A 10,997-nucleotide genomic window follows, 5' to 3' on the forward strand; every position below is an offset into this window, starting at 1 on the left:
CAGTTTCGTTTCATAATCGGCATGGCGCACGGACGCGTCAAGAGCCGGTACCGAGGTCGACACCGGATTGATGTCGTACCGGATTCGACACAGGAGGCTGAATCCTTTGGTCATGTCCAGGGGTCTCGGGGGCCGCGACGAGGGGTCCCCGGCCACGGCCGCCGTCCCGCAGACGCGCTGGCCCGCGGACCAGGGCACCGAACCGGACCCGCCGCTGCCCGCGGTGGTGGGCGTGGCGGATCTGCGCGCCACGAACGCCGCCGCCATCCTGGCCGCCGTCCGCTCGGCGGAGCGCCACCCCCGCCTGTCCGAGCTGGTCAAGGCCACCAAGCTGTCCCGCCCCACGGTGGAGGCCATCGTGGACGAGCTGGCCGACTGCGGCCTCATCGAGACCGCCCCGGCGGAGTCCGCGCGCGGTCTGCGCTCCCCCGGCCGCCCGGCCCGCCGGTTGCGCTTCCGGGCCCGCGCGGGCTTCGTCGTCGGCGTGGACGTACGGGCCCGGTCGGTGACCGCCTGCCTCGCCGATCTGGACGGCCGGGCGGTGGCCGTCGAGCGCAAGGCGGTGCGCGCCGACCTCACCGGGCGCGCCCGCGCCCGCGCCGTGACGACGGTGATCGACGCCGCCATCGGCCGGGCGGGCGTCGACACCCGGCGAGTGTGGGCAGCGACGGTCGGCACCCCGGGGCTGGTCGACCGGGACAACCTCACCATCCGGCAGGCCGACAACCTCAAGGACTGGGCCCGGGCGGACATCGTCGGCATCCTGCGCGACCGGCTCGACTGCCAGGTGACCGTGGAGAACGACGCCAACCTCGCCGCGCTCGGCGAACGGTGGCGCGGCGTCGGCGGCGACACCGACGAGATGATCTTCGTGCTGCTGGGCGAGCGGCTCGGCGCGGGCGTGATCACCGACGGACGGCTGCTACGGGGCCATCACGGGGCGGCCGGTGAGATCGGCTTCATCCACTTCCCCGGCCTCCCCAGCGAGCCCGCTCCCCCGCGCCCGGGCCTGCCGCCGCAGGCCACGGACACCGTCCGGGACGCGGCCGCGGGCGACCCGGACGCGGCCCGTGCCGTCGCGTCGTACGGACAGCGGCTGGCCGACGGCATCGCCCCCGTCCTGCTCGCGCTCGACCCGGCGCTGGTCGTGCTCGGCACCGGACCGTTCGGCGCCCCGGAACTGCTGCCCGCCGCCGAACTCCTCCTGGACGCCGCCCAGCGGCACGCCGACGGCCTCCTCGTGGACCCGCCGCGCTGGCGGCTGTCCGCCCTCACCGACGAGGCCGTGATCACGGGCGCGGTCCGCCTCGCGCTCTCCTCCGTCGAGGCCGTGCTGCGCACCCGCCCCACCAGCCTCGCCCCGAGGTGAGCGGGGGCCGCTCGGGGCTCACTGCGCGGCGAAGTCGTCCTGGCTCAGCGCGTAGACGGTGCAGGGGCGGTCCAGGACGATGTCCTCACGCAGCGGCGTGAACCCCAGGCCGCGGGCCAGCGCGGCGGAGGCGGTATTGCCGTGGTGGATCATGGCCGTGATCTGCTTGAGGCCGAGCGCGCCGAAGCCCCAGGTGAGGACGGCACGTGCCGCTTCCTTGGCGTAGCCGTTGCCCCAGTGCTCCCGCGCGAAGGTCCACCCGATTTCGGTCTCACCGAACTGCTCCCACCAGTTGAGCCCGGAGCGTCCGATCGCCTCACCGGTACTGGCCAGTTCGACGGCACACAGCCCGTGGCCGCGCTGAACCCATTGCTGGTGAATGGCGCGGAGACGCACCACGGCCTGCTCATGGGTGTACGCGCCGACGAACTGGTTCACCTCGTCATCGGCGTGCAGACGCACCCACCAGTCGGCGTCGGCCTCGGTCAGTGGGCGCATTCGGAGACGCGGTGTGGTCAGCACTGGCCTTCGGTCCTCCTCCTGGTGGGCGATGCCGTGGCCCGGTGACCGGCACGGCAATCGGCAGCCTAACGTGCCGTCAGCGCGCGGTCATTGCGTCCATGAGGAGGTCGACGAGCCGACGGGCCTGCTCTGCGGTGCTGTGCTGCACGGAATAGGCGATGCCGCCCATGAGGAGCAGGACGTCATCGGAGGTGACGTCGCTTCGCAGACTGCCGTCCCGGGCTCCGGCATCGAGGAGGGCGGCGACGGCGTCGGTGAGGAGGGCGCGGCTGTCGGCGTAGGGGTCGACTCCGGAGGCGATCACCGCGTTGAGCGCTTCGGACATGCCGCTCTTGGCAGTGGCGTAGTCGATGAAGTGCTCCATCCACATCCTGGTGGCCTCGGCGGCCGGATGCCGGGTGAGGAGGTCGGCCGCCTCCTCGCATACGCGGGTGAGCCTGTGCCGGTAGGCGGCGTCGATGAGGGCTTCCCGCGTCGGGAAGTGCCGGTAGAGCGTGCCGACACCGACGCCCGCCTGTTTGGCGATGGCGGCCGGTGCGGTGTCCAGCCCCTGCTGGGCGAAGACCTGCACGGCGACCTCCAGCAGGCGCTCCCGGTTCTGTAGCGCATCGCTCCTGGTCCGGCGGGGAGTGGCGGGCATGCGGATTCCTTCGGTGCCTGACTGCGATTGCTTTCCGGAATGCGTTCCGCTTAACTGCTTACCGGAACGCATTCCGGTAACATCCTACGCCTGGAGACCCCCATGCCCGCTCCGTCCGACAAGGGCGTACGCCGCTGGTTCATCACCGGAGCCTCCGGCGGCCTCGGCCGCCACCTCACCGAGCACGCCCTCCGGTGCGGCGACCGCGTCACGGCCACGGTCCGCCGCCCCGCGGCCCTCGACGACCTGCGCGCGGCGTACGGCGACCAACTGACCGTCCGGATCCTCGACCTCACCCGCCCGGCCGATGTCGACCGCGTGGTCGCCGGGGCGCTCCGGTCCGGGCCGGTGGACATCGTCGTCAACAACGCCGGATACGCGGTCGTGGGCGCCGCCGAGGAGATGACCGCCGAGCAGATCCGCGACCAGATCGAGGTCCTCCTACTCGCTCCGATGCTGATCACCCGGGCCTTCCTGGCGCCGATGCGCGAACAGGGCGGAGGCCGCATCATCCAGATCTCCAGCATGGGCGGCCAGATCGGCACTCCCACGCACAGCTCCTATCACGCGGGCAAGTGGGGCCTGGAGGGCTTCACCGAGAGCGTCAGCCGCGAAGTCTCCGACTTCGGCATCCGCCTCACCCTGGTCGAGCCCGGCGCCACCCGCACCGGCTTCGCCTCGGCCCTGCGGTACACCACCGCATCGGCCCCCTACCGCGACAACGCCGTGGGCCGGACGCGGCGTTACCTGGAGGCCGCAGACGACAGCGTCTTCACCGGCGACCCCGCCAAGCTCGCCGCCGCCATCTACGACACCACCCGCCACCCGGACCCGCCCCTGCGCCTGACTCTCGGTTCCGACACCTACGAGGCCGTCCACACCGCGCTCACCGAACGTCTCACCGCGCTCGAAGCCCAAAAGGAGCGTGCGGCCTCCGTCGCCTTCACTCACTGATCCGGTCCGCCGACCGGCGGGAGGGCGCGGGCGATGAGCTGGGCGAGATGGGTGCCGGTGCGGTCGGTGCGCTGGGCGATCTGCGTACGGCAGCTGAATCCGTCGGCGAGGATGTGCGTGCCGGGCGCGGCCGCGCGTACGGCGGGCAGCAGGACCTGCTCGCCCGCGGCCACCGATACGTCGTAGTGGCCGCGTTCGAAGCCGAAGTTTCCGGCCAGGCCGCAACAGCCGGAAGCGAGGCTGGCGTTGTCGACGCCCATGCGGTGCAGCAGGGTGTCGTCGGCGCCGAAGCCCGAGGTCGCGTGCTGGTGGCAGTGGGTCTGGCTGAGGGAGCGGGCCGGGACGGCCGGGGGCTGCCAGTCGGGTGCGTGGTGGACGAGGAGTTCGGCGAGGGTGACGGTGGCCCGGGCCAGGGCGCGGGCGTCGTCGCGGGTGCCGGTGCCATTGCCGTGACCGTCGCCGTCGAGGAGTTCGGGCAGGTCGCTCTTGAGCGCCGCCGTGCAGCTGGGTTCCAGGCCGACGACCGGGATGCCCGCGCGGACCGCGGGGGCGAGGGCGGCAGTGGTGCGCCGGGCGATACGGCGGGCGACGCCGAGCTGTCCGGTGGTGATCCAGGTCAGCCCGCAGCACTGGGTTCCCTCCGGAACCCGGACCTGGAAACCGGCGTTCTCCAGCACCGCCACCCCGGCCCGGAGCACATCGGGGGTGAAGTGGTTGTTGAACGAGTCGACCCACAGCACCACCGGCCCCCGGTGCCCGTCGCCTCCCGGTGTGCGGGCGCGGAACCAGGACAGGAAGGTCTGGTCCGCGAAGCGTGGTATCTCCCGTTCAGCGGCGATGCCGCCCAGCCGTTTGACCAGGGGCGCGAGCCGGGACGACGTCAGCGCGTTGACCAGCCGCGGCATGCGGGCGGCCGGGCGGGACAGCAGGGGCAGCCAGCCCATGGTGTAGTGCGAGGCGGGCCGGATGCGCCGCTTGTAGTGATGGTGCAGGAACTCCGACTTGTAGGTGGCCATGTCGACGCCGACCGGGCAGTCGCTGCTGCATCCCTTGCAGGACAGGCACAGGTCGAGCGCGTCGCGGACCTCGCGGGAGCGCCAGCCGTCGGTGATGACCTCGCCCCGCGTCATCTCGTACAGCAGCCGGGCGCGGCCCCGGGTGGAGTCCTTCTCGTCCCGGGTGACCCGGTAGCTGGGGCACATGACGCCACTGCCCGGGGCGGCGGTACGGCACTTGCCGACGCCGACACAGCGGCGGGTGGCCTTGGCGAAGTCACCGTCGTCGGCGTGGAAGGGGAGGACCGTGGTCAGCGGGAGCGGAGTGCGGTGCGGGGTGACCCGCAGATTGCCGTCGACGGGCAGCGACCGCACGATCATGCCGGGGTTGAGGCCGTTGTCCGGGTCCCAGATGTGCTTGAACTCCTCGAACAGGGCGATGACACCGGGCCCGTACATGAGCGGCAGCAGTTCGGAGCGGGCCTGGCCGTCGCCGTGTTCGCCGGACAGCGAGCCGCCGTGTGCGACGACCAGCTTGGCCGCGTCGGTGACGAAGGCACGGAAGACGGCCGTGCCGTGTTCGGTGGTGAAGTCGAAGTCGATGCGCACATGCAGACAGCCCTCGCCGAAGTGTCCGTACACGGCGCCGCTCAGCCGGTGCCGGTCCAGCAGCGCGGTGAACTGGCGTAGATACGAGCCGAGTCGGCCGGGCGGTACGGCCGCGTCCTCCCATCCGGGCCAGGCTTCGGACCCGTCGGGCAGGCGGGTCGCCAGGCCCGCCCCGTCCTCGCGGATCCGCCACAGCCGACGGGCCCGTACGGGGTCGGTGATGACCTCGCTGCCGGTGAGTCCCGTGGTCTGCCGGGCCGCCGCGACGAGCGCCCGGGCGCGTGGCGGGAGTTCACCGACCGGGCCGCCGAGTTCGGCGAACAGCCACGCTTTCGCGGTGGGCAGGGTGTCGATGGCCGCGCGGGTCTCGGGCCGGGTGACGACATCGGTCAGCGCCTGGTCGAGTCCTTCGAGCGCGAGCAACGGGTGCTCCAGCAGGGCGGGCACGGCGTCGGCGGCCGCGCAGGCGTCCTCGTAGCCGAGGACCACCAGGGCCCGTGCGGGCGGGCGCGGGATGAGGCGGACGGTGGCCGAGAGGACGACCGCCAGGGTGCCCTCGCTGCCGACCAGCGCCCTGGCGAGGTGGAAGCGGCGCTCGGGCAGCAGGTGTTCGAGCGCGTATCCCGACACCTGGCGCGGGAAGCGTCCCAACTCGGTGCGCAGCGCGGCCAGGTTGTTCCGCGCGAGGTCGTACAGGGAGGCGATGAGCCGCCCGCGGTCACCGCCGGCGGCGATGGCCTCGTCGATCTCGCCCTCGGTCATCTCGCCGAGGCGCACCACGGTGCCGCGGTAGGTGACGACTTCGAGTTCCACGATGTTGTCGGCGGTGCGGCCCCAGGCCACGGAGTGGGTTCCGCACGCGTTGTTGCCGATCATCCCGCCCAGGGTGCAGCGGCTGTGGGTGGAGGGGTCGGCGCCGAACAGCAGGTCGTGTCCGGCGGCGGCCGTCTGGAGGTCGTCCAGGACGATGCCCGGCTGTACGGTCGCGGTGCGAGCTTGGCGGTCGAGGCCGAGCAGCCGGTTGAAGTGGCGGGAGAAGTCGAGCACCACGCCCGGGCCGACGGCCTGGCCGGAGGTGCTGGTGCCCGCGCCACGGGCGGTGACGGGCACGCCGAGGCGGCGGCAGGTGGCGAGCGCGGCGAGGACGTGCTGCCGTGTCCGGGGGAAGACCACGGCCAGCGGGACCTGCCGGTAGTTGGAGGCGTCGGACGCGTACTGCGCCCGGCGGCCCGCGTCGCCGTACACCTCGCCGCAGTCCGCCCGGACGAGGGCGTCGGTCACCGCTGCCGGGTCGACGCCGCCGATGCCTGGTGCTGTCGTGCTCACCGCGCTCGCTCCTCCTGTGCTCACCGGTCACCTGGGACTCACCGGTCGTGTCCGCCCCGGCCGTCCCACGATGTGGGCGGGCGCGGACCCCCTACAAGGCCCAGCAGGGCGATAGTCTTGACGGAGGAGGGCAAGCGATCCTTATGCTCCTGGTGGCCCTGTTCCGCCCGCCCGCTCCCTGTCCCCGAGGAGCCGCCGTGCTCAAGCCCCTGCATCTCCTCACGCTGAAGGCCGTCGTCGGCAGCGGCTCGTTCGCCGTCGCGGCCCGCGACCTCGGCTACACCGCTTCGGCGATCTCGCAGCAGATCTCGACCCTGGAGAAGGAGACCGGTCTGGTCCTGTTCGAGCGGGAGGCGCACGGGATCCGTCCGACCGCAGCGGCCCACCGGCTGGTCGACCTCAGCGGCCGGGCGCTGGCCGCCCTGGACGATCTGGACCAGCAGGTGCGGGAGCTGGCCACCGGGGTCACCGGGCGGCTGAGGCTGGGCAGCTTTCCGACGGCGAGCGTCCGGCTGGTGCCCGCGGCGCTGTCGGCGCTCGCCGAGACCCACCCCCGGGCGCGGATCCAGCTGGAGGAGGGCGAACCAGAGGATCTCGTCGCCCTGCTCACCAGCGGTGACCTGGACATCGCCCTGGTCTACGAGTACGGGCTCAGCCCACGGCAGTGGCCCGACGGGCTGACCCGCCACCCGTTGCTGCGCGAGGATCTGGTGCTGCTGCGGGCGGCGGACAGCCATCTGGGGGCGAGCCTTCCCCAGCTGGCCGAGGCGCGCTGGATCACCAGCGGGGAGGGCACGGCCGGGGCCCGCTCGCTGGTCCGGCTCTGCGCGGCCGCCGGTTTCGACGCGGAGGTCGCGTTCCGGAGCAACAACTACGACGTCGTACGGGAGTTGGTGTCCACGGGGCTCGGCGTGGCGGTCGTCCCGGCGCTCGGCCACGCGCCCAGCGGGGCGATCCAGGCCACCCGCGTCGCCCAGCGGTCCGCGCACCGCCAGGTGATGGCCCTGCACCGCGGCGAGAACAGCAATCCCCTGCTCGGCACGGTGCTCGACACCCTGCGGCGCGCGGTGCCCGCCGGGGAGCCGTATCTGCACCCGGTCGAGGAGCCCGCGCTGTAATCCCCGCTACCGGGGCGGGACCTGGTCGGCTCGGGCTCGGGCCGGTCGGAGTCGTCCATGGCGTCGAGGGCATCGAGGTCCACGGAGTCCCCCGGCATGACGCTGCGGGTGCGGCGGTATCCGTACAGCGCGTAGATGAGCAGGCCCGCGAGGAGCCAGCCGCCCATCCGGACCCAGGTCTCCCAGTGCAGGAACGACATCAGCCAGACGGAGAACACCATGCCGAGGACCGGCACGAACGGCATGCCCGGGCAGCGGAAACCCCGCTTGAGGTGGGGCTTGGTGTAGCGCAGGACCAGGACGGCCGCGCAGACCACCACGAAGGCCAGCAGCACACCGATGTTGGTGAGGTCGGCGACGGCGTTGATGGGCAGCAGGCCCGCCAGGACGGCGGCCACGATGCCGATGACCCAGGTGGCGCGGTGCGGAACCTTGCGCTTGGGGTGGATGGCGCCGAACCACGCGGGCATCAGCCCGTCCCGGCTGAGGGCGTACCACAGGCGGGAGGCGCCCATCATGAAGGAGAAGGTCACGGTGACGATGCCGATCACCGCGCCGACGGCGATGACATTGGCCAGCCCGTTCAGCCCGACGCTCGCGAAGGCGCTGGATATGCCGCTGTTCGGGTTGAGTTCGCTGTAGTGCTGGACACCGGTGAGCACGATGCACACCAGGACGTACAGCCCCATCGAGATCGCCAGGGAGAGCATCATCGCCTTGGGCAGCTTGTCGCGGGCCTCCACCGACTCCTCCGCGGCGGTGCTCAGGGCGTCGTAGCCGAACACGGCGAAGAAGACGGTCGCCGCTCCGGTGAACGCCCCGTCGAGCCCGAAGGGGGCGAAGGGCGTCAGATTGCCGGAGTCGACCTTGGTGAAGCCGACCACGATCACGACGAGCACGATGGCGATCTTGACGAAGGTCAGAACCGTCTCCACGCGTGCGGAGGTACGGGTGCCACGCGTCAGCAGCCAGGCCACGCTCACGCAGATCAGGCTCGCCAGCAGATCGATCTTGTGCCCGTCGCCGGTGCCGGGTGCGCCCAGCGCCCAGGTGGGCAGATGGATGCCGACGTTCTCCAGCAGGAAGCCCATGTAGCCCGACATGCCGATCGCGACGACGGCGACGATGGCGGTGTACTCCAGCAGCAGGTCCCAGCCGATGATCCAGCCGACGATCTCGCCGAGGACGGCGGCGCAGTAGGTGTACGACGATCCGGCCTTCGGGACCAGCCCGGCGAACTCCGCGTAGGCGAAGGCGGCGCACAGGGAGGCCGCACCGGCCACCAGGAACGAGATCAGCACGGCCGGACCGGCGACGTCCTTGGCCACGGCCGCGGCCAGGGAGAAGATTCCGGCCCCGATGATGGCACCGATGCCGATCATGGTGAGCTGGGTGAGGCCGAGCGTGCGCACCATGCGCTCACCGGCGGGCTGCTCGGAGGGCAGGGTGCGCCGGAAGACTCCCTGCGGCCCTCTGCCCAGCAACGGCGGAACGGTGGATTTCGGGTGATTCGTGGACATCGCTCTCTCCCTGTCGACCGGCGGCGGCCCGGAGGCCGCCGTCGTGGCGGGATCACCACTGGCCCGAAACCATCGCCCACGGCTCGCGGTGGGCAAAAGACACTTCAGCGCGACAACTTAAGGGCCTGAGACCAAGCAAAGCTGGCGCAGGCGCGGGGCCGACGACCCCGCGCCCGCGCCGCCGGCAGTCAGGGCCGGGCGGCCGCCTCCTTCCATGCCCGAGCCAGCCGCTCCGCCATCACGGTCGGGTCCCACAGCCCGGCCGGGTCGTCGGGCAAGGCGGCGTCGTACAACTCCAGGCGGGCGGCCTCCGGCAGACGGCGGAGCGTGTCACGGGCGGCCTTGGCCTCCGCCACCTTCACGCCCAGGGCCTTACGGGTCCCTGGCGGCAGGAAGTTGTGCCCGTCGTCCTTGATGTGCGGCAGGCCCGCCATCAGCAGGACGGCCGCGGCACGGTCGAGACCGGTGGCTTCGGCGAGCCGGGCGGTCGCCGCGGGGTCGAAGGGGACCGGTCCGACGCGCTCCAGCTCGTCCACGATCCGGTGCAGCCGCTCGGGCGTGGCCCGGCCCTCGGGCACCTCCTGGATGTCGAGGACACCTGCGGGGCGGGGTACGGCCCCCCGTTGCAGAAACGCCGCGATGTCCCAGGTGGCACCGGCATGGGCACGGCCCCACTCGGTGTGGAGCATGGTGATGCTCAACGGCATCAGTGCGCCGTTCTCGTCGGACAGCGCGGCCCGCTGCTCGCTGTCCAGCAGACCTCGCCGCAGCCCCGGTTCGGCCAGCGGCGTCAGGGCCCAGAACCTCGCACACCCGCCCCTCCGCGGACACCTTCTCCAGCAGTCCGGTCCGCCCGTCGACACGCACCACCAGATGCCGCAACCGGGTCCGCCAGCCGGGGTCCGGCCACACCCGGGCGAGGAGCCCGGTGGGGACCGGAATCCCGCACAGCAGCCATGACTCCACGGTGGCGCGGCACTCCTTCTCATGCCGGGCCAACTGTTCCTGAAGCGCCGCGAATTGCTCGCCGACCGGGCTTCTCCGCACGGCACCGGGGATGGACTTCAGGATCTGGCCATTGGTCTTCCGGCATCTCAAGTTCGTCCCGTCCAGGGCCAGTTCATGGCCATGGATCGCGGGCACCCACGCGAGTGGAGTCATCATGCCGCCGACTATGACAGCACCCACCGACAATCGGCCCGAGAACCCTCATCGCTACTGAGGTTAGGCTAAGCTAAGAAAATCTTGGCACTACGAGCGGTGCGGGAGCACACATGAGACCGGTCGTCAGTGAGTGCATCGTCGTCAAGTTCGGCGGCCACGCCATGGTGGACGCCGGGCTCCACCGCACCTTCGCCGCCGATGTCGTGGAGCTGTGGCGCGCGGGGCTGCGTCCGGTCGTCGTCCACGGGGGCGGCCCGCAGATCAGCGCGATGCTCGACCGGCTCGGGCTGGAGACCCGATTCGAAGCGGGCTTGCGGGTGACCACGGCGGAGACCATGGACGTGGTGCGCATGGTGCTCACCGGCCGGGTCCAGCGGGAGCTGGTCGGCCACATCAACGCCCATGGTCCCTACGCCGTCGGCATGACCGGCGAGGACGCGCACACGATGACCGCCGTGCGGCGGCCCGCCTGGGTGGACGGGCGGCCGGTGGACATCGGACTCGTCGGCGACGTCGTGGACGTGAACCCGGGCATGGTGCGGACGCTCCTGGAGCGGGGACACATCCCCGTGGTCTCCCCCGTGGCGCGCGGCGCGGACGGGCAGGTCTACAACGTCAACGCCGACCTCGCCGCGTCCGCCCTGGCCGTGGCCCTCGACGCCGAGCGGCTGTGATGCCTCACCGATGTGCCGGGCCTCTACGCGAACTGGCCGCACAGCACGGAGTGATCCCGCACTGACGCCGACCGCCGCTGGACGACTGCTGCCTGGGCTGCCCAGC

General features: G+C 71.9%; 7 protein-coding genes and 3 pseudogenes. 4 read left to right on the forward strand and 6 right to left on the reverse strand.

Annotated elements, in window-relative coordinates:
• Positions 1-112 precede the first annotated feature (112 nt).
• Positions 113-1,369: an ROK family protein gene (locus SSOG_RS00935; protein WP_050799714.1), complete on the forward strand. Its 1,257-nt coding sequence runs from the start codon at positions 113-115 to the stop codon at positions 1,367-1,369.
• An 18-nt stretch (positions 1,370-1,387) separates the two neighbouring features.
• Here SSOG_RS00935 and SSOG_RS00940 read toward each other — a convergent pair whose 3' ends face one another.
• On the reverse strand, positions 1,388-1,867 hold the full coding sequence (locus SSOG_RS00940) for a GNAT family N-acetyltransferase (RefSeq protein ID WP_106516331.1): 480 nt from the start codon (positions 1,865-1,867) through the stop codon (positions 1,388-1,390).
• Between the two features lie 100 nt (positions 1,868-1,967).
• Positions 1,968-2,531, reverse strand: a complete 564-nt coding sequence (locus tag SSOG_RS00945; RefSeq protein ID WP_009712303.1) for a TetR/AcrR family transcriptional regulator — start codon at positions 2,529-2,531, stop codon at positions 1,968-1,970.
• A gap of 102 nt (positions 2,532-2,633) precedes the next feature.
• Between SSOG_RS00945 and SSOG_RS00950 the strand changes: the two genes are divergently transcribed.
• Positions 2,634-3,485 carry an SDR family oxidoreductase gene (locus SSOG_RS00950; RefSeq protein WP_009712304.1) on the forward strand — a complete coding sequence of 284 codons (852 nt, stop codon included), beginning with the start codon at positions 2,634-2,636 and terminating at the stop codon, positions 3,483-3,485.
• Here the strand turns inward: SSOG_RS00950 and SSOG_RS00955 are convergent.
• Entirely contained in the window at positions 3,479-6,415 is a 2,937-nt protein-coding gene (locus SSOG_RS00955; RefSeq protein ID WP_039936254.1) for an FAD-binding and (Fe-S)-binding domain-containing protein, read from the reverse strand. The genes SSOG_RS00950 and SSOG_RS00955 overlap by 7 nt on opposite strands.
• Before the next feature lie 197 nt (positions 6,416-6,612).
• On the opposite strand from SSOG_RS00955, the gene SSOG_RS00960 reads away from it, so the two are divergent.
• Positions 6,613-7,533: a LysR family transcriptional regulator gene (locus SSOG_RS00960; RefSeq protein ID WP_009712306.1), complete on the forward strand. Its 921-nt coding sequence runs from the start codon at positions 6,613-6,615 to the stop codon at positions 7,531-7,533.
• Between the two features lie 107 nt (positions 7,534-7,640).
• On the opposite strand, the pseudogene SSOG_RS00965 reads toward SSOG_RS00960, so the two are convergent.
• From SSOG_RS00965 to SSOG_RS55360, 3 genes and pseudogenes are all read right to left on the reverse strand, one after another.
• A pseudogene (locus tag SSOG_RS00965) lies at positions 7,641-8,948 on the reverse strand (amino acid permease); the annotation flags it as partial.
• Between the two features lie 293 nt (positions 8,949-9,241).
• Positions 9,242-9,760, reverse strand: coding sequence for a hypothetical protein (locus tag SSOG_RS55355; protein ID WP_039936256.1), 519 nt, complete (start codon positions 9,758-9,760; stop codon positions 9,242-9,244).
• Between the two features lie 133 nt (positions 9,761-9,893).
• Positions 9,894-10,217 (reverse strand): annotated as a pseudogene (locus tag SSOG_RS55360) (DUF4132 domain-containing protein); the annotation flags it as partial.
• Positions 10,218-10,327: 110 nt separating this feature from the next.
• Between SSOG_RS55360 and argB the strand changes: the two are divergent.
• Positions 10,328-10,997 (forward strand): annotated as a pseudogene (argB, locus tag SSOG_RS00975) (acetylglutamate kinase); the annotation flags it as partial.

The sequence above is a fragment of the Streptomyces himastatinicus ATCC 53653 genome (genome assembly GCF_000158915.1).
GTDB classification, from domain to species: Bacteria; Actinomycetota; Actinomycetes; order Streptomycetales; family Streptomycetaceae; genus Streptomyces; species Streptomyces himastatinicus.

What these genes read in the sequence shown, in the direction of transcription:
- SSOG_RS55355 (WP_039936256.1), bottom strand. Translation starts at nt 9,760, where the DNA reads ATGCCGTTGAGCATCACCATGCTCCACACCGAGTGGGGCCGTGCCCAT.
- SSOG_RS00935 (WP_050799714.1), top strand. Translation starts at nt 113, where the DNA reads ATGTCCAGGGGTCTCGGGGGCCGCGACGAGGGGTCCCCGGCCACGGCC.
- SSOG_RS00945 (WP_009712303.1), bottom strand. Translation starts at nt 2,531, where the DNA reads ATGCCCGCCACTCCCCGCCGGACCAGGAGCGATGCGCTACAGAACCGG.
- SSOG_RS00940 (WP_106516331.1), bottom strand. Translation starts at nt 1,867, where the DNA reads ATGCGCCCACTGACCGAGGCCGACGCCGACTGGTGGGTGCGTCTGCAC.
- SSOG_RS00950 (WP_009712304.1), top strand. Translation starts at nt 2,634, where the DNA reads ATGCCCGCTCCGTCCGACAAGGGCGTACGCCGCTGGTTCATCACCGGA.